This is a genomic window from Pseudomonas sp. SED1, assembly GCF_034044025.1.
GTDB lineage: Bacteria > Pseudomonadota > Gammaproteobacteria > Pseudomonadales > Pseudomonadaceae > Aquipseudomonas.
In genome coordinates this window covers 21,714-39,284 of record NZ_JAXCIS010000167.1, presented here as the reverse complement: position 1 = coordinate 39,284, position 17,571 = coordinate 21,714, and the positions used below count along the sequence as shown (strand labels likewise).

The 17,571-nt window shown below is 62.5% G+C and carries 15 protein-coding genes; 3 read left to right on the top strand and 12 right to left on the bottom strand.

Features of this window, described 5'->3' with window-relative positions:
* Positions 1-20: 20 nt before the first annotated feature.
* From hpaI to SNL23_RS21260, 8 genes are all read right to left on the bottom strand, one after another.
* The gene (gene hpaI / locus SNL23_RS21295) at positions 21-821 is read right to left on the bottom strand and encodes a 4-hydroxy-2-oxoheptanedioate aldolase (RefSeq protein ID WP_318303414.1); all 801 of its coding nucleotides are present in this window, start codon (positions 819-821) and stop codon (positions 21-23) included.
* 18 nt (positions 822-839) lie between these two features.
* The gene (gene hpaH, locus SNL23_RS21290) at positions 840-1,643 is read right to left on the bottom strand and encodes a 2-oxo-hept-4-ene-1,7-dioate hydratase (protein ID WP_076016040.1); all 804 of its coding nucleotides are present in this window, start codon (positions 1,641-1,643) and stop codon (positions 840-842) included.
* A 10-nt stretch (positions 1,644-1,653) separates the two neighbouring features.
* Positions 1,654-2,958: an MFS transporter gene (locus SNL23_RS21285; protein WP_076016041.1), complete on the bottom strand. Its 1,305-nt coding sequence runs from the start codon at positions 2,956-2,958 to the stop codon at positions 1,654-1,656.
* A 50-nt stretch (positions 2,959-3,008) separates the two neighbouring features.
* Complete coding sequence (locus tag SNL23_RS21280; protein WP_076016042.1) at positions 3,009-3,401, bottom strand: 5-carboxymethyl-2-hydroxymuconate Delta-isomerase; 393 nt, start codon at positions 3,399-3,401, stop codon at positions 3,009-3,011.
* A gap of 144 nt (positions 3,402-3,545) precedes the next feature.
* Positions 3,546-4,403 carry a 3,4-dihydroxyphenylacetate 2,3-dioxygenase gene (gene hpaD, locus SNL23_RS21275; protein ID WP_017478949.1) on the bottom strand — a complete coding sequence of 286 codons (858 nt, stop codon included), beginning with the start codon at positions 4,401-4,403 and terminating at the stop codon, positions 3,546-3,548.
* A gap of 148 nt (positions 4,404-4,551) precedes the next feature.
* Positions 4,552-6,012, bottom strand: a complete 1,461-nt coding sequence (hpaE, locus tag SNL23_RS21270; protein ID WP_167663833.1) for a 5-carboxymethyl-2-hydroxymuconate semialdehyde dehydrogenase — start codon at positions 6,010-6,012, stop codon at positions 4,552-4,554.
* 5 nt (positions 6,013-6,017) lie between these two features.
* Positions 6,018-6,788, bottom strand: coding sequence for a fumarylacetoacetate hydrolase family protein (locus SNL23_RS21265; protein WP_318303411.1), 771 nt, complete (start codon positions 6,786-6,788; stop codon positions 6,018-6,020).
* Positions 6,785-7,450 (bottom strand): fumarylacetoacetate hydrolase family protein, encoded by a 666-nt coding sequence (locus SNL23_RS21260; RefSeq protein ID WP_167663831.1) that lies wholly within the window; start codon positions 7,448-7,450, stop codon positions 6,785-6,787. Before SNL23_RS21260 ends, SNL23_RS21265 begins: the two co-directional genes overlap by 4 nt.
* 143 nt (positions 7,451-7,593) lie before the next feature.
* Between SNL23_RS21260 and hpaA the strand changes: the two genes are divergently transcribed.
* Positions 7,594-8,496, top strand: a complete 903-nt coding sequence (gene hpaA / locus SNL23_RS21255) for a 4-hydroxyphenylacetate catabolism regulatory protein HpaA (protein WP_003209891.1) — start codon at positions 7,594-7,596, stop codon at positions 8,494-8,496.
* An 11-nt stretch (positions 8,497-8,507) separates the two neighbouring features.
* On the opposite strand, the gene SNL23_RS21250 is transcribed toward hpaA, so the two are convergent.
* Positions 8,508-9,764, bottom strand: coding sequence for an OprD family porin (locus tag SNL23_RS21250; RefSeq protein WP_318303410.1), 1,257 nt, complete (start codon positions 9,762-9,764; stop codon positions 8,508-8,510).
* A 212-nt stretch (positions 9,765-9,976) separates the two neighbouring features.
* Between SNL23_RS21250 and hpaR the strand changes: the two genes are divergently transcribed.
* Positions 9,977-10,399, top strand: a complete 423-nt coding sequence (gene hpaR, locus SNL23_RS21245) for a homoprotocatechuate degradation operon regulator HpaR (RefSeq protein ID WP_010175430.1) — start codon at positions 9,977-9,979, stop codon at positions 10,397-10,399.
* 87 nt (positions 10,400-10,486) lie between these two features.
* A complete protein-coding gene (locus tag SNL23_RS21240) occupies positions 10,487-12,877 on the top strand; it encodes a TonB-dependent receptor (protein ID WP_318303409.1) in 2,391 nt (796 codons plus the stop codon).
* Here the strand turns inward: SNL23_RS21240 and SNL23_RS21235 are convergent.
* The 3 genes from SNL23_RS21235 to SNL23_RS21225 are packed head-to-tail and all read right to left on the bottom strand — an operon-like array spanning position 12,847 to position 17,371.
* Positions 12,847-13,800 (bottom strand): sulfonate ABC transporter substrate-binding protein, encoded by a 954-nt coding sequence (locus tag SNL23_RS21235; RefSeq protein ID WP_318303408.1) that lies wholly within the window; start codon positions 13,798-13,800, stop codon positions 12,847-12,849. The two genes, SNL23_RS21240 and SNL23_RS21235, sit on opposite strands and share 31 nt — an antisense overlap.
* A complete protein-coding gene (locus tag SNL23_RS21230; RefSeq protein WP_318303406.1) occupies positions 13,797-15,128 on the bottom strand; it encodes an LLM class flavin-dependent oxidoreductase in 1,332 nt (443 codons plus the stop codon). The genes SNL23_RS21235 and SNL23_RS21230 overlap by 4 nt, the downstream gene beginning before the upstream one ends.
* A gap of 2 nt (positions 15,129-15,130) precedes the next feature.
* A complete protein-coding gene (locus SNL23_RS21225; protein ID WP_318303404.1) occupies positions 15,131-17,371 on the bottom strand; it encodes a TonB-dependent receptor in 2,241 nt (746 codons plus the stop codon).
* Between the last annotated feature and the right edge of the window lie 200 nt (positions 17,372-17,571).

The window sequence follows — 17,571 nt, the reverse complement described above, 5'->3', positions numbered from 1 at the left end:
ATCTTTGTCGTTTCAGAGAGTTAGTACACGCCGCCGGTAGTCGCAGGTGCTGCGGTGTCTTTGAACTTGGCAGCCAACCCCTGCAACCCGCGCATCAGCACCGTTGTATCCACCCCCACCGCCACAAACGCCGCCCCCAACTCGATGTACCGCCGCGCCAATTTCTCATCCGCACTCAGGATCCCCGCCGCCTTGCCAGCCTTTTGAATCCGCCCAATCGCGTCCTCAATCGCCGCCTGCACCTCGGGATGCCCGGGATTCCCCCGATGCCCCATGGCCGCACTCAAATCCGCCGGCCCGATAAACACCCCGTCCACCCCTTCAACTGCCGCAATCGCGTCCAGGTTGTCCAGGCCTTCACGGTTCTCGATCTGCACCAGCAGGCACATCTGCGCATCCGCTTCATCCAGATAATCCGGAATACTGTTCCAGCGCGAAGCCCGTGCCAGCGCGCTGCCAACACCCCGCACGCCAAACGGCGGGTAGCGTATGGCCCGCACTAACTGCTGAGCCTGTTCAGCCGTCTCCACCATCGGCACTAACAGCGTCTGCACGCCAATATCCAGCACCTGCTTGATCAGGGCGGTATCGCCGATCACCGGGCGAATCACCGGCTGGCTGTCGTAAGGCGCAACGGCCTGCAACTGGCCGAGCATGCCGCGCAGGTCATTGGGTGCGTGCTCGCCGTCGATCAGCAGCCAGTCGAACCCGGCATTCGCCGCCAGTTCGGCGCAATAGGCGTCGGCCAAACCGAGCCACAGGCCGATCTGGGTTTCGCCACGTTGCAGGCGCTGCTTGAAGCGGTTGATGGGCATGTCCATGAAGCAGTCCTCCAGTATTCAGACAAAGCGGCAGGAGATGGAACCGAGCATGTCGTAGTCGACATGGAAGGTGTCACCCGGATTCGCCGCCACCGGGCGGGTGAAGGAGCCGCCGAGGATGATCTGGCCGGGTTGCAAGGTGACGTCGTACGGCGCCAGTTTGTTCGCCAGCCAGGCCACGCCCTTGGCCGGGTGGTTGAGCACGGCAGCCGACACCCCGGACTCTTCGATCACTCCGTTGCGGTACAACACCGCCGGCACCTTGCGCAGGTCGATCTCGGTGGGGCGTACGGCGCGGCCGCCCATGACTACGCCGGCATTGGCGGCGTTGTCGGAAATGGTGTCGAACACCTTGCGCGTGGCGTTGGTGTGCGGGTCGATCTGCTGGATGCGCGCGTCAATGATTTCCAGGGCCGGGATCACCCATTCAGTGGCGTCCAACACGTCGAAGATCGTGCAGTTCGGCCCCTTGAGCGGCTTGCCGAGGATGAACGCCAGCTCCACTTCCACCCTTGGGACGATGAAGCGCTCGAACGGAATATCGGTGCCTTCGTCGAAGAACATGTCATCGAGCAGGGCGCCGTAATCCGGCTCGCTGATGTTCGACGACACCTGCATCGCGCGGGAGGTGAGGCCGATCTTGTGCCCGACCAGCTTGCGCCCGTCCTTGATTTTCTGTGCCACCCAGGCGCGCTGGATGGCATAGGCATCGTCAATAGTGATGTTCGGGTGTTCCAGGGAAAACTGGCGCACCTGTTCACGGGAACGCTCAGCCTGGTCGAGGCGGGCGGCGGCTTGCTGGATGTGGGCTTGATCAAGCATGACGAACTCTCTACTGGGGATTGACGATGGCAGCGTGGGTGCGCAGCACCAGCAGGCCGCCGAGGGCGATAAGCAGCGCCAGCACATACAGGGCCAGGCTCGCGCTTTGGGTGGTGTCGCGCATCCAGCCGATCAGGTACGGCGCGAGGAACGAAGCAATGCTGCCGAACGAGCTGATCAACGCGATGCCGGCCGCCTGGGTGCTGTTGGACAGGAACGCCGGCGGCAATTGCCAGAACATCGGCAACGCGGCGCTGGCGCCCATGCCGGCGAGGATCAGGCCGCCCAGCACCAGGGTCGGATTGGTGGGCGAGAGCCCGGCCACGGCGATGCCGATGGCCGACATCAGCAACGGCACGCACAGGTGCCAGCGGCGTTCGCGGTTGCGGTCGGATGAGCGTCCGCAGCCGATCATGAAGAAGCACCCGGCCAGGTACGGCACGGCGCTCAGCAGGCCGACCTGACTGTCGCGGCCGATGCCGGCGCCGTGAATCAGGGTGGGCATCCAGAACGCCAGGGTATTCACCGCCAGCATTACCGCGAAGTACACCGCCACCAGCAGCCACACCTGCGGGTCACGCACGATGCCGCCGAAGGAGGTGATGGATTTGCGCTGTTCTTCACTGCTCAGTTGCTCGCGCAGTTGCTGCTTTTGCGCCGGTTCCAGCCACTTCACGGTTTCGAAGCTGTCGGGCAGGTATTTCAGAACCACCAGACCGAGCAGCACCACCGGTGCGCCTTCGATCAGGAACATCCACTGCCAGCCCCGCAGCCCGCCGAAATCATGGAAGTGCTCCAGGATTGCACCGGACAACGGCCCGCCGACCACACCGGCCATGGGCACCGCAATTGCAAACAGCGCGGTGACTTGCGCCCGGCGCCGTGCCGGGTACCAGCGGTTGAGAAACACCAGGATCCCCGGGAAGAAGCCGGCTTCCGCCACCCCCAGTAGAAAGCGCAACACGTAGAAGCCCGTGGAGCTTTCGATCCACAGCATGCTGGTGGACAGCACGCCCCACACCACCATCAGGCAGGCGATCCAGCGCCGCGGCCCGACCCGGTCCAGGGCCATGTTGCTCGGTACCCCGAACAGCGCGTAGGCGATGAAAAACAGGCCGGCACCGAGGCCGTACACCGTGTCGCTGAAATGCAGGTCGGTACTCATCTGCATCTTGGCGAAGCCGATGTTGATCCGGTCCAGATGGGCGAACAGGTAGCAGATCAGCAGCAACGGCATCAGTCGCCAGGTGACGATGCTGTGGGTGCGCTGATGTTCGATCAGGGTGGTGCTGTCGGCGGTATTGGCTGTGCTCATGATGTTGTTCTTTTTTGTTTGAGTGCCATGGGCGGAAAGGTGGGCTGTGGTCAGCCCGCCTGGTTCTTCAGGAATGCGTGCACGTTGTTCTGCTTGAAATTCAGCTCGGGGTGCAGCTCGATCATCTCGAACGACAACGCCAGCAGCCGTTGGGATTGCAGCTCGGCGAAGTGTTCGGTGATGACGTTGAACAGGGCTTCGGCCACCGTCTTGCGGGTTTCCAGGTCTCGCCCGTGGCCGACCTTGAGGGTCATGTGGACGAAGGCGTAGTCATGCTTGCCGTCGGCCATGCGCCAGGTGTCCAGGCGCACCCCGCGACTGCGAATGCCCCCCAGGGGAAACACACCGCTGTCCCCCAGCACGGCATGAACCTGCTCGAACAGGGCCGGCAGGTTGGCTTGCTGTTCGAGGTTGTCGGTGTATTCGGCGATGAAGTGCGGCATGTGTGTATCTCCTCTTAGGGTGAGGTGCAGCGAATTCCTTGTGGGAGCTGGCTTGCCTGCGATGGCATCAACTCGGTGAGACAGATACACCAAGGCGCCTGCATCGCAGGCAAGCCAGCTCCTACAGGTGATCTTTACCAAGGCTCATAAAGGGAAAATGGCATTGATCTGGCCGGTGCCCGAGCTGCCGAACGGCTGGGTGATGATCTCGGCCGGCTGGTTGTAGTCCGGCCCGCCCAGCAGTCCCAGGAGCATCGCGGTGTCGTGCATCTTGCCTTCGCCGAAGCAGTGCTCGGCGTAGTCCGGGAGCATTGCGCAGAACTCCTTGAAGCGGCCTTGCTTCCACATCTCCACCACGTGCAGGTCCATCTGCTTGTCGAATTCACGGGTCCAGTTGTGGATGTTGGCTTCGGCTTCGCGGTCGTCCGAGAAGCGATGGGAGAGGGAACCCGAGGCCAGTACCAGGACTTTGCGGTCGCTCTTCTCGATGGCCCGGCGCACGGCGGCGCCAAACGCGAAGCTGTCTTCCAGGCGGTGCCAGGCGCACCACGCGGCTATGGAGATCACGTCGAACTTCTGCTCGTCCGGCACGCCCATGTGCATGTAGCGCATCGGCACCAGGGTGCCGTATTCCAGCTCCAGGCTCGGGATGTTGTGGGCCATGGTGCGCACGCCGGCCAGGTTGGCTTCGGCGGCGATCAGTTCGCCCAGCTCCGGGCAGCCCGGGTACTCGTACTCCATGTTCTTGATGAAGTGCGGCAGCTCGTTGCTGGTGTAGGTGCCCTTGAAATGCTCGCCACAGTTGACGTGATAGCCGCTGTTGACCAGCCAGTGCACGTCGAACACCACGGCGGTGTCGGCCCCCAGCTCACGGGCGCGCCGCCCGATTTCCTTGTGCCCGGCGATGGCTGCTTCGCGGCAACCGTGGTGCTTGCCGGGCAGTTCCGACAGGTACATCGAGGGGACGTGGCAGATCTTCGCTGCCAGAACCACTTCGCCCATGATCATTCTCCTGAGTATTTATTTTTTTGTAGGAGCGAGCTTGCTCGCGAAAAACATCAACGATAACGCAGCACTTCTGTTAGCCCGCAGCGCCTGCGGGTTCTTCGCGAGCAAGCTCGCTCCTACAGGGAGCGTTGTTATATCCGGGTTACACTCCCCAGCGCGGGATGTGGTGACTGCCCATGGAAATGCACACGTTCTTGATCTCGGCAAACACTTCGAAGCTGTACTGGCCGCCCTCACGGCCGGTGCCGGAACCTTTTACCCCACCAAACGGCTGGCGCAAGTCCCGCACGTTCTGGCTGTTGATGAACACCATGCCGGCTTCGATGCCGTAGGCCAGACGATGCGCCTTGCCGATGTCCTGGGTCCAGATGTACGACGCCAGGCCGTACTCGGTATCGTTGGCCAATTGCAGCGCTTCGGCTTCGTCCTTGAACGGAATCAGGCACACCACCGGGCCGAAGATCTCTTCCTGGGCGATGCGCATCTGGTTGTTCACATCGGCAAACACCGTGGGCTGGATAAACTGCCCGCGGCTCAAGTGCGCCGGCAGGTTGGCCGGGCGTTCCAGGCCGCCGGCCAGCAGGGTGGCGCCTTCCTCGAGGCCAATCTTGATGTAGCCGGTAACCTTGTCGTAGTGGGCCTGGGTGATCATCGAGCCGACCTGGGTTTTCGGGTCCTGCGGGTCGCCGACGATCAGGCGCTTGGCGCGGGCGGCAAACTCGGCGACGAACTGCGGATAGACGCTCTCCTGAATGAAGATCCGGCTGCCGGCGGTGCAGCGTTCACCGTTCAGCGAGAAGATGGTGAACAGTGCCGCGTCGAGGGCGCGTTCCAGGTCGGCGTCTTCAAAAATCAGCACCGGCGACTTGCCGCCCAGTTCCATGGAGTACTTTTTCAACCCTGCGGTCTGCATGATTTTCTTGCCGGTGGCAGTACCGCCGGTAAAGGAAATCGCCCGCACGTCGGGGTGGCGCACCAGTGCATCACCGGCGGTGGCGCCGTAGCCCTGGATCACGTTCAGCACGCCTTTGGGAATCCCGGCTTCGACCGCCAGGCGCCCCAGTTCATTGGCCGTCAGCGGCGACAGCTCGGACATTTTCAGCACCGCGGTATTGCCCAGCGCCAGGCACGGCGCAGTCTTCCAGGTGGCGGTCATGAACGGCACGTTCCACGGCGACACCAATGCGCACACACCCACCGGCTGGTACAGGGTGTAGTTGAGCATCTGGTCGTCCACCGGATAACTGTGGCCATCCATGCGGGTGCAGACTTCGGCGAAGAAGTCGAAGTTGTGGGACGCCCGGGGAATCAACACGTTTTTGGTCTGGTGGATCGGCAGGCCGGTGTCGAGGGTTTCCAGTTCGGCCAGGTGTGGCACGTTCTGTTCGATCAGCTCGCCGAGCTTGCGCATCAGGCGGGCACGTTCCTTGGCCGGTGTTCCCGCCCATTTCGGAAAGGCTTCCTTGGCCGCCGCTACCGCCTGCGCCACTTCCTCGGCGCCGCCGCTGGCGACTTCACCGATGGCTTCGCCGGTGGCCGGGTTGTAGTTGATGAAGGTGTCTTTGCTTTCGACCTCACGGCCGTTGATCCAGTGTTTGATCATGTTGCTCAAGCCTCTTTCCGGGCGGCGAAAAAGTCCGCCTCGCTGACAATTCGATTAACCAGGCGACCAACGCCTTCCACTTCTACGACCACTTCATCCCCCGGCACCACATCGGCCAGGCCCTCCGGCGTGCCGGTGGCGATCATGTCGCCGGGCTGCAGGGTCATGAAGCTGGACAGGTATTCGATCAAATACGGGATGTCGAAAATCATGTCTTTCGTGCTGCCTTCCTGGCGCAGTTCACCGTTGATCCAGGTGCGCAGTTTCAGGTTGCTCGGGTCTGGCACGTCGGCGACGTCGACTATCCATGGGCCGACAGGCGTGGTGGCGTCGCGGTTTTTCACCCGCAGGTTGGGGCGGTAGTAGTTTTCCAGGTAGTCGCGGATCGCGTAGTCGTTGCACACCGTGTAGCCGGCCAGATACTCCAGGGCGTTCTCGCGCTTGACGTTTCGTGCCGGTTTGCCGATGACCGCCACCAGCTCGCACTCGTAGTGCATGTAGGCGACGTTGTCCGGGCGCCAGGTCACCTGGTTGTGGCCGGTGTAGGTGCCGGGAGACTTGATGAACGCCAGCGGTTCGGTCGGCGGCTTGAAGGCCAGTTCGGCGGCGTGGTCGGCATAGTTCAGGCCCAGGGCGAACATGCTGCCGGTGGCCGGTGGCAGCCATTCGACCTGGTCTTCAGCCAGCAGGCGACCGTCGGCCAGGCGCACGGCGTTCTCAGCTTCGACCTGTACCGAATGGACTTCACCTTCAAAGCGAATACGCGCGTGTTTCATGACAGCTCCTCTGCCTTGATGTGGTTGACCAGGCGGCCCAAGCCGCTGATCTCGACTTCAACCGTGTCGCCTGGATGCACATCCACGCGGCCTTCGGGCGTGCCGGTGATCAGCACATCGCCCTCGTGCAGGGTCATGAACTCGCTGATCTCGGCGATCAGTTGCGGGAGGCTGCGCACGAAGTTGGCGGTGGAGTTTTGCTGGCGCAGTTCACCGTTGACGAACAACTTCACGCTCAATTGATGCGGATTGGCGACCTGGTCGCGGGCCACCAGTTCCGGGCCCAATGCGCAGAAACCGTCCCGGCATTTGGCTTTCACCGCAGGGCGGTAGTAGCTGTCTTCCGGCAGGCTGAACTCATTGATGATGGTGTAGCCGGCCACATGCTCCAGGGCGTTTTCGACGCTGACACGGCTGGCGCTCTTGCCAATCACCACCCCGAGTGCCGGGCCGGGTTGCAGGCGTTCACCTTGAGGGTGCAGCACCACACCGTCGTGGCCGTTGCGGGTGTTGGGCGTCTTGATGAACAGCACCGGCTTCACCGGTGGTTTCTGGTAAGGCGCTTGTTCGAATTCGGCGAGACGTTGGTTCAGCAACCCCTGGTAGTTCAGCGCAACGCCGAACAGGGTGCCGTTCGCAACATCATGCAGGGCACGGCTCATGCTTTTCTCCTGGCAGTGGCGGGGCAGATTCGGGCCTGCTCCGTGGGATATTCGTTAACCTGTTAACGTTATAATTAAGATGTTAACTATCGTCAAGCGTGGCAATATTTCAGGGCACTCAAAACAACAAAGAGAATGCAGTGATGAGCGATCGTCAGCCGATCCCCAACATCAACATCGGGCAGGTCTACGACCAGCGTTACAGCGACGCCGAGGTGCACTACGACCGGCTCGGCAACCTGGCCGGATTTTTTGGCCGGAACATGCCGGTGCATCGTCATGACCGGTTTTTCCAGGTGCATTACGTCAAGACTGGCGCGGTGCGGGTCTATCTGGACGACCAGCAGTACCTCGAATCCGGGCCGATGTTTTTCCTCACGCCGCCGACGGTGGCGCATTCCTTCGTCACCGAAGCCGACGCCGATGGCCATGTGCTGACCGTGCGCCAGCAACTGGTGTGGGCCTTGATTGACGCCGACCCAAGCCTGGCCCCCGGCGCGCAATTGCCGGCGGCCTGTGTGGCGTTGGCGCGGCTGGCGCCGGAGTTTCAGCCCGAGGTGCGCCGCCTGGAATTCCTGTTCGACGAGCTGTGCAGCGAGATCAACGCCCAGGCCAGCGGACGCGGTTCGGCCCTCGACAGCCTGACGCGGCTGATCATGATCAGCCTGCTGCGGCTCTGCGCCAATTCCCTGGAGGCTCGTCCGGCACGTCACGAAGACCTGCGAATCTTCCACCGCTTCAACGAACTGATCGAAGACCACTACCTGCAACACTGGCCGCTGTCGCGTTATGCCGACGGTATCGGCGTCACTGAAGCGCGACTCAACGAGGTGTGCCGGCGGATCGCCGACCTGCCATCGAAACGCCTGATCCTCGAACGGCTGATGCAGGAAGCCCGGCGCCTGCTGCTGTTCACCGGCAGCTCGGCGAATGAAATCTGCTACCAGTTGGGGTTCAAGGACCCGGCGTATTTCAGCCGGTTCTTCCAGCGCTACGCGCAAATGACGCCGGGGGAGTACCGCCAGCGTCAATCGGGGTTGCGTTGAGGCGCCCGGCGTTACCACAGGGCCACGGTGTAGCCGATGATCACCCGGCTTTCGTCGATATCGCTGGTCAGGCCGTTGCTTGAGCGCAGGGTGGCGTTGCGCAGCCGCACGTTGACGTTCTTCAGCGGGCCGCTTTGCACGGTGTAGACCAGGTCGGTGTCGCGCTCCCATTCCCGGCCGTTGCGCACCGTGGCGGTTTGCGCATGGCTGCCGTCGACGTAGCGGGTCATGAAGGTCAGGCCGGGCAGGCCGAGGGCGGCGAAGTTGTAGTCGTACCGCGCTTGCCATGCATCGGTGTTGGCCTTGGTGAAGATATTGATGGTCACCAGGTTGACCGAGTACGGGTCTTGCCCCGGGAAGGCAAAGTCGCCGTCACCGGAAAGGGTCTGAAAGCCCAGGCCGAATTTGTGCGCGCCTACCGACAGGCTGAACATGCCGTTGAAAAAGCGGTTGTCGATCCGACCGCCGTCGACCCGGGTAGGGCTGCGCAACAGCGCGCTGCCTTGCTCGCGGGTGTCGAAGTAGCGCAGGTCGGTGCGCAGGTTCACGCCCTGGGCCAGCGGCAGGTCGTGCACCAGGCCGATAAAGTTCTGGCGGTAGATGTCCTGCATTTGCGCGTAGTAATAAGTCGCCGCCAGGTGCGGATTGATTGCGTAGGTGCCGCCGGCCAGGTCCAGGTGGCTGCTGGTGACGCCGCCGTAGCTCATGGATTCGTTGTTGGAGGAGTCCCGCAGGTTCTGCTTTTCCAGGCGGCCGACGTTCAACGTCAGGCCGTCGATGTCCTGGGAGGTCACCAGTTCACCGTTGTAGGTCGACGGCAGCAGCCGGGTGTCGTTGTAGGCGGCCACCGGTAAAACCGGTTGCAGGGTGCCGAGCTTGAGCACGGTTTTCGACAGGCGCAGCTTGGCGGTCAGGCCGAGTTCGCTGTAGCTGTCGGCCGGCTCGCCGCTGGCGCCAGACGGCAGCAACCCGGTGCCACGGCGGTCGCGGCTGGAATCGAGTTTCAAGCCCATTTCACCCAAGGCATCCACGCCAAAACCGACCACGCCTTCGGTGTAGCCCGACTCCAGGCGCAGCACAAAACCCTGGGCCCATTCGTCCGCTTTGTTCTGCGGCGCGTTGGCCTGGCGAAAGTCGCGGTTCATGTAGAAATTGCGCAGGTCCAGGCTGGCTTTGCTGTCCTGGATGAAGTCGGCGTGGGCGACCAGAGGGGTAAACGCGGCGCACAGGCCAGCGCTTGCCGCCGTGCGAAAGAGGCACGAATGCATGAGGGGCGTTCCTTTTGTTGTTTTTGTTGGTATGCGCCCTCTGCTAGGTCAGGGGTGGCATATTGTTAACATGTTATCTATAGGCTGAATAGCGGGATTAGCAGGTTTTTTAAAAATCGTTTCTAAATTAATGATTTGTTCCATGCCTCGGGTTGCATGCACACGGTACCGACTCTAAGCTTCGACGCTTCGACCTTTGATACGCGTGAACCATGCCCACCCCTAGACCGTCCCTTACGCTCACCTTGCTCCAGGCCCGCGAAGCGACCATGGCGTTCTTCCGGCCATTGCTCAATGAACATGACCTGACCGAACAGCAATGGCGGGTGATCCGCATCCTGCGTCAGCAGGGCGAACTCGAAAGCCATCAACTGGCGCACCTCGCGTGCATCCTCAAGCCGAGCATGACCGGCGTGCTGGGCCGGCTGGAGCGTGACGGCATCGTGCGCCGGCGCAAATCCGCCGAAGACCAGCGCCGGGTCTTCGTCGCCCTGACCGAACAGGGCCAGCAGTGTTTTGTCGACATGAGCGCCGGGATGGAAAGCAACTACCAGAAGATTCAGGAGCAGTTCGGCGAGGAATCCCTGGAGCAGTTGATGGAGCTGCTCCAAAAGCTGAAAGGCATCAAGCCGTAATCCTCAAAAAAATTGACTGAAGCCTGTCCCTTTTTTTCACGTGGCTGGTCATTCCAGGTAAGTGAACAAAATCGAGAGCTTCTTCCAATGCCCGCAATCCGCCCGCTGCTGAATTTCAGCCTGATGCTGAGCCTGAGTGCCAGCCCGTTGTTCGTCCCCATCAGTTATGCCGAAGACGGCGCGTCCCGGCGCAGCTACCAGGTGCCGGCCGGCAGCTTGAGCGCCGCGCTGACCCGTTTCGCCGGCCTGGCCGGGGTCAACCTCTCGGTAGACCCGGCGCTGGTCAGCGGCCGTAACAGCAGCGGGTTGTCCGGCGAATACGGCGTCGAAGAAGGGTTTGCCCGCTTGCTGCAAGGCTCGGGCCTGCAACTGCAACCCCTGGGCGAGCAGGCCTACATGCTGACCCCGATTCCGGAAGGCGGCAGCCTGCAACTGGCACCCACCTCGATTCTTGGCACCGTCGGCGATGCCGGCAGCGAGTCCTTCGCCGGGGGCCAGGTGGCACGCCGTGGCTCCCAGGGTTTGCTGGGCTCACGGGATTTCATGGAAACCCCGTTCAGCATGACCACCTACACCAGCGAGGCGGTCAAGAACCAGCAGGCGCGCACCCTCGGCGACCTGATCGCCAGCGACCCCTCGGTGCGTGCCACCAACCCGGCGGGCGGGCGCTATGAACAATTCACCATTCGCGGTTTCAGCCTGTTTAACAGCGATGTCGCCTACAACGGCCTCTACGGCGTGCTGCCGACCTACACCATCGACATGGAAATGGCCGAGCGCGTCGACATCGTCAAAGGCCCCAGCCAATTGATCAACGGCATCTCGCCGCGGGGCAGCGTCGGCGGCGGGATCAACGTGGTACCCAAGCGCGCTACCGACAAGCCCATCACCTCGTTAACCGGCAGTTGGGCCTCCGACAGCCAGGCGGGCGGGGCCGTGGACATAGGCCGGCGTTTTGGTGAAGACAATAAATTCGGCCTGCGTTTCAACGGCGTGAAGCAGTCCGGCGACACTGCCTGGGACGACCAGAGTGTCGATCGCGAAATGGCCGTACTGGGCCTGGATTTTCGCGGTGAACGCCTGCGACTCTCCACCGACATCGGCCGCACCGAGCGCGACACCGACGCCCCCCAGGAGCGTGTGCAAGTTGGCCCCAACGCCAAGGTGCCGAGTGCCATCGACGTGCGCCACAACTACGCGCAACCCTGGAGCAAGGCGAGCACCAACGACACCTTCGGCACGGTCAACGGTGAGTTCGACATCAGTGACAACGTGATGCTCTATGGCGGCGTCGGCGCGCGTAAAAGTAACCATGACTTCTTGCGTCATGCGGTGTCGGTGAGCAACAACGCCGGTGACTTCAGCGTGCAGCCCCGCGACTTCACCCGCGACGAAAACGTGCGTACTGCCACGGCGGGCGTGCGCAACTGGTTTCATACCGGCCCGGTCAGCCATGAAGTCAACCTGGCGGCCAGCTATTTCTACATGGACTTCGAAAACGGCGGCGCACGCTATGCGCCAGGTTCGAGCAATATCTACAATCCGGTAGAAACACCTACGCCAAGCCGGCCAACGCGATTTGACTCGAAGGTCTACACCGAAAACCGCTTCAGCGGCGTGGCGTTGTCCGACACCCTGGGCTTCTTCGATGACCGGTTGCTGCTGACCCTCGGTGCGCGCTGGCAGCGGGTCAAGGTGGATGACTGGACCGATGACGTCAAAGGCGACACCGCCTACGACGAGGAAAAAATCTCACCGTCGGGCGGCATCCTGTTCAAGGCCACCGACAAGCTGTCGCTGTACGCCAACTACATGGAAGGCCTGAGCCAAGGCAAGATCGCGCCGTCGACCTCGATCAACGAGGATGAAATCTTCCCGCCCTTTATCAGCCGCCAGGTTGAAGTCGGTGCCAAGTACGACGCGGGGGCGTTCGCGGTGACGGCGGCGGTGTTCCGGATCAAGCAGCCGGCCTACGAGACCAACGCCACCACGCGGGTCTTCGGCCCCAACGGCAAGCGCCAGAACGACGGCGTCGAACTCAGCGTGTTCGGCGAACCGCTCAAGGGCTTCCGCCTGCTGGGCGGGGTGATGTACATCGACAGCGAATTGACCAACACCACCAACGGCACCTTCGACGGCAACCGCGCGCCGGCCACGCCCAAGTACAACGTCAACCTCGGCGCCGAGTGGGATGTGCCGACCGTTGAAGGCCTGACCCTGACCAGCCGCGGGATCTATTCCAGCTCCCAGTACCTGGACCAGTCCAACGTCAAGGAAATCGACGCCTGGACCCGTCTTGATGTTGGCGCACGCTACGCCTTCAAGGTCGACGACAAGCACATCACCCTGCGGGCCAACGTCGAGAACGTGGCCAATCGGCGCTACTGGAGTTCGGCCGGTGCCTCGGATGACAGCGAGCCGGGTTTGACCTTGTCGACGCCGCGTACTTACTTGCTGTCGGCCACCGTCGACTTCTGAGGAGCCTGCCACATAGCCTTCTGCACATCGATGGGCTTGGGCAGCAGGCGGTTCTGGTAAAACAGGTCCGCCGTCTGCTGCTGCGCCTGAAGGATGTGCGCATCAATCGGCAGGATCGGCGATGGCGGCCGGTTATCGACATAACGTGCAATCACCCCGGCCGGCAAACCCATGAAACGGGTCAGCACCTGCAGGCTGTCTTCGCGCTGGCTGCGGGTCAGGGCTTCGGCGGCGCTGAGTTCGTCGAGCAGGGCGTGGATGAAAGCACCGTTGGCCTGAGCGTAATCACGGCGTGCGGTATAGATTGGTCCAGACAGGTTCAAGCCTTCGCCATTGGCGAGCACGCGGCTGGGGCTTTGGCTCAGGGCCAGTGACGAGTAGGGCTCCCAGATCGCCCAGGCGTCGACACTGCCTTGCTCGAAGGCGGCGCGGGCATCGGCCGGTGGCAGGTAAACCGGCTTGATGTCCTTGTAGCTCAGGCCGGCGTTGTTCAAGGCCCGCAGGATCAGGTTGTGAGAGCTGGAGCCTTTCTGGAAGGCGACTTTCTTGCCCTTGAGGTCGGCGATGCTGTGCAGTGGGCTGTCGGCCTGCACCAGAATGGTTTCCGCCGTCGGCTTGGGCGGTTCAGCGCCGATGTAGACGAGGTCGGCGCCCGCCGCCTGGGCGAACAATGGCGGGATATCCCCGGTGGATGCCACGTCCAGCGCGCCCACGTTCAAGGCCTCGAGCATCTGCGGGCCAGCGGGGAATTCGATCCATTGCACTTTGGTCTGGTCGAAGCGTTTTTCCAGCAGGCCATGTTCCTTGGCGAGCACCAGGGCGATCGAGCCTTTCTGGTAGCCGATCCTCAGACTGGCCGGATCGGCAGCCATCGCGGTTTGAGTCAGGGCCAATAGCGCAAACAACAGTGCAGACATTCTCATGCCGGTTGCTCCGCAAAGCGATTGGCCGGCCGTGCCAATCCCAGGTTTTCACGCAGGGTGGTGCCGGCGTATTCGGTTCGGAACAGCCCGCGCCGTTGCAGTTCCGGCACCACCCATTGGGCGAAATCTTCCAGCCCGCCCGGCAGGTGCGGCACCAGCACATTGAAGCCATCGGCGGCGCCATTCTCGAACCAGTGTTGCAGTTCATCGGCGATCTGCGCGGGCGTGCCGATCAGGCTGTAATGCCCGCGGCCACCGGCGATGCGACGGCCCAGTTGCGCCAGGCTCAGCTGTTCGCGGCCCGCCAGTTCGGTCAGCAGTTGCTGGCGGCTGCGCTGGCCGCTGTCGGTCAATGGCAGGTCTGGCAGCGGGCCGTCGACCGGGTAGCCGGACAAGTCGAAATTACCCAGCATGCGCCCCAGCAATGCAACACCAACCTGCGGTTCGACCAACTGCTGGAAGGCCTCGAATTTGTCGCGCGCTTGCGCTTCTGTCTGCCCGACCACCACAAACACCCCCGGCATGATCTTCAGCGCATCCGGTTCCCGCCCGTATCGAGCCAGGCGACCCTTGAGGTCGGCATAGAACGCCTGGGCGTTGGCCAATGATGTCTGGGCGGTGAACACCACTTCGGCAGTTTGTGCCGCTAATTCACGGCCCGCCTCGGAAGAGCCGGCCTGGACAATCACCGGTTGGCCTTGAGGCGAGCGCGCCACGTTCAGCGGGCCTTTCACACGAAAGTGTTCGCCCACATGCCCGAGTACATGCAGTTTCGCCGGGTCGTAGTAGCTGCCACTGGCCTTGTCGCGCACAAAGGCGTCGTCTTCCCAGCTGTCCCACAGCCCCGTCACCACCTGATGAAACTCCCGGGCACGGCTGTAGCGTTCGCCGTGGCCGAGGTGTTCGTCGCGGCCAAAATTCTGTGCTTCGGCGGCGTTGTCCGAGGTCACCAGGTTCCAGCCGGCGCGCCCGCCGGACAGATGATCCAGCGAGGCGAACTTGCGCGCCACATGGTACGGCTCGTTGTAGCTGGTGGTGGCCGTGGCGATCAGGCCGATGTGTTCGGTCACCACGCTCAATGCCGACAGCAACGTCAGTGGCTCGAAGTGATCCGAGCGCGCCATGCGGCTGGCAATTTCGCCGGTGGCGGCGGCAATGCTGTCGGCCACGAACAGCGCGTCGAATTTTGCCGCCTCGGCAATCTGCGCCAAGCGCTTGTAGTGGGCGAAATCCAGCCCGGCATTGGCCGGCACATCGGGATGGCGCCAGGCAGCGACGTGGTGCCCGGTGGCCATCAGGAAAGCACCGAGTTTCAGTTGACGGGGCATGCTTAGAAATCCTTGCGCAGTTGCACGCCGAAGTAACGTTCATCGTCACGGGGCACGGCGCGGTAGATGTAGCTGCCGCCACTGGCCAGCAGCGGTGAATAGGACTTGTCGGTGAGGTTCTTCGCCAGCGGGGCCACGCGCCAGCCGTCGCTGTAGTCGGCCAGGGCGACGCTGGCGTTCCAGATACCGTAGGCGCCTTGCTTGGTGTCGACGTTCTGGCTGATGTCGTACTGCACTTCGCTCTGCCAGCTGTAGTCGGTACCCAGTTCGATATCCAGGCCGTTATCCAGCGGGATGCTGTAGTCGGCGCGCACGTAGCTTTTCCAGTCCGGGCTGAAGGGCAGCGGCTTGCCGTTGACGTTGCAGGACGCCGCCGCGCCAGGCGGGCAGGCGAACTCATCGATGCGGGCCCGGGTGTAGGCCAGCGCGCCGGAAAGTTTGAGTTGTTGGGTGGCCTGCAGGGCGTAGTCGAGTTCGACGCCTTCGGTGCTGACGCTGCCGGCGTTGATCAGGCGCGTCACCACTTGCCCGGCGACGGTGTCGAAGAAGTTCGCCTGGTAGTTGTCGTAGTCGCTGTGGAAGATCGCCAGGTTGGTGGTCAGGCGATTGTTCCAGCTGGTGGCCTTGATCCCGACTTCCCAGGTGTTGGAGGTCTCCGGTTTCAGCGCGTCGGTGTCCCGTGGCTGCATGTTGAAGAACACGTTGTAGGCCGGGCCCTTGTAGCCGCGCGAGTAGGTCAGGTAGCTGGTGACGGTGTCGCTCAGGTCGTATTGCACCCCCAGCCGGCCGGACCAGCCGTCTTCGTCCACCGAGCCGGAACTGCTGGTGGCCGGTTGAATGCCGCTGACCGTGGTGGCCGAGGTGGAGACACGGCGGTGATCGTATTCCAGGTCGTCGTGGGTATAGCGCAGGCCGGCGATGCCACGAAAGGCCGAGGTGAAATTAAGCGTGGTCTCGCCGAACACCGCGTAGCTGTCGCTGGTGGTGCCGTAGTCGGCGATGCCGCGGTCGGTGCGTGTGGTGGTGGTCAGGGTGCGCTGGTAGGTTTCCTGATCCTTGCCGTGCATGTAGAACAGGCCGCCGACGTATTCGAGGAATTCGCCTTTGGGCGAGGCCAGACGCAGCTCCTGGGAGTATTGGTCGAACGCCAGTTGTCCTTTGTCGGCGGTGCCGGGGAACGCGGCGGTCACGGTGCCCAGGCGGTCGCCGTCCTGGTACTGGGTGTTGTCCCAGCCGCGCCAGGCGGTGATTGAGGTCAGGGTGTAGTCGCCGAGGTTCCAGTCCAGTTGGGCAGACAGGCCTTTGTTGGTGTCCTCCACGTGGCTGCGGGTGTCGGTGTTGATGTCGCGGTTGTCGCTGGAGCCGCGCACCGGGTTCAACGCATTGGCGAACGCCGGGGTCAGGGATTGGCTCACCACGCCATTCGGCGCGTCGTCGTGGGACTGCATGTAGTCGGCAATCAGGGTCAGTTTCACGTCGTCGTTGGGGGTGAACTCCAATTTGCCGCGCACGCCCAGGTGGTTGTAGCCGTTCACTTCCTGGCCATTGTGCTTGTTGTCGACGTTGCCGTCGTAACTGCCGAACAGGCCGCTGATGGAGCCCTTCAGTGTGCCGGGAATCAGGCTGCCGCCCAGGCCGAAGCGGGTGCGGCTTTCATTGCCGCTGAAGTAGGACTGGTCGATGTAGCCGTGGGTCTCGGCCGTCGGCGCCTTGCTGGTGATATTCAGCACACCGGCCGAGGCGTTCTTGCCGAACAGCGTGCCCTGGGGCCCGCGCAGCACTTCGACGCGTTCCAGGTCCAGCAGGTCGAGGGTGGCCTGGCCGGGGCGGGCGTATACCACGCCGTCAATCACCGTCGCCACGGTGGGTTCGACCCCGGGCGAAGTGGAAATCGTGCCAACGCCCCGTACGAACAGCGAGGTGTCCTTGTTCGACGCGCCGGTACGAAAATTCAGCGAGGGTACTTGCTGCACGATACTGGCCACGCCGTTGCGATTGTCACGCTCCAGTTGTTCGCCATCGAGTACCGAAACCGCCACCGGGACTTTTTGCAGCGACTCTTCGCGGCGGGTGGCGGTGACCGTCACCGGCTTTAGGGTGGGTTCCTGCTCGTCGGCGGCGAATGCAGCGGGAACGGGCAGGGCGGCGAGCCCGGCGAGTAACCAGCCCAGATGGGCGCGGCGCCCGGTGGCGGCGCGTATGGATTGCGAAAGTTTTTGAGGTTGCCCCGGCTGTGTGTGCATGCTCTGACCGCTCGAAATGTGCCCTGAACCGCTGCCGTTCTGCGACGACAGCGCCGTTGAATCTGTCTTGGGCATTCGCTCGAGCGAGTAGCAGACAAAACGCTTTGGTAGCGCTAACATCGGCATTATTGGTAGGTGTGACATAGAGCGTCAAATACTAAAAAATTAGTTTTATATTCTTTTAGGTTTTTAACAGGATC

Coding starts and splice junctions, on each gene's coding strand:
- hpaI (WP_318303414.1), bottom strand. CDS start 821: ATGGACATGCCCATCAACCGCTTCAAGCAGCGCCTGCAACGTGGCGAA.
- hpaH (WP_076016040.1), bottom strand. CDS start 1,643: ATGCTTGATCAAGCCCACATCCAGCAAGCCGCCGCCCGCCTCGACCAG.
- SNL23_RS21285 (WP_076016041.1), bottom strand. CDS start 2,958: ATGAGCACAGCCAATACCGCCGACAGCACCACCCTGATCGAACATCAG.
- SNL23_RS21280 (WP_076016042.1), bottom strand. CDS start 3,401: ATGCCGCACTTCATCGCCGAATACACCGACAACCTCGAACAGCAAGCC.
- hpaD (WP_017478949.1), bottom strand. CDS start 4,403: ATGGGCGAAGTGGTTCTGGCAGCGAAGATCTGCCACGTCCCCTCGATG.
- hpaE (WP_167663833.1), bottom strand. CDS start 6,012: ATGATCAAACACTGGATCAACGGCCGTGAGGTCGAAAGCAAAGACACC.
- SNL23_RS21265 (WP_318303411.1), bottom strand. CDS start 6,788: ATGAAACACGCGCGTATTCGCTTTGAAGGTGAAGTCCATTCGGTACAG.
- SNL23_RS21260 (WP_167663831.1), bottom strand. CDS start 7,450: ATGAGCCGTGCCCTGCATGATGTTGCGAACGGCACCCTGTTCGGCGTT.
- hpaA (WP_003209891.1), top strand. CDS start 7,594: ATGAGCGATCGTCAGCCGATCCCCAACATCAACATCGGGCAGGTCTAC.
- SNL23_RS21250 (WP_318303410.1), bottom strand. CDS start 9,764: ATGCATTCGTGCCTCTTTCGCACGGCGGCAAGCGCTGGCCTGTGCGCC.
- hpaR (WP_010175430.1), top strand. CDS start 9,977: ATGCCCACCCCTAGACCGTCCCTTACGCTCACCTTGCTCCAGGCCCGC.
- SNL23_RS21240 (WP_318303409.1), top strand. CDS start 10,487: ATGCCCGCAATCCGCCCGCTGCTGAATTTCAGCCTGATGCTGAGCCTG.
- SNL23_RS21235 (WP_318303408.1), bottom strand. CDS start 13,800: ATGAGAATGTCTGCACTGTTGTTTGCGCTATTGGCCCTGACTCAAACC.
- SNL23_RS21230 (WP_318303406.1), bottom strand. CDS start 15,128: ATGCCCCGTCAACTGAAACTCGGTGCTTTCCTGATGGCCACCGGGCAC.
- SNL23_RS21225 (WP_318303404.1), bottom strand. CDS start 17,371: ATGCACACACAGCCGGGGCAACCTCAAAAACTTTCGCAATCCATACGC.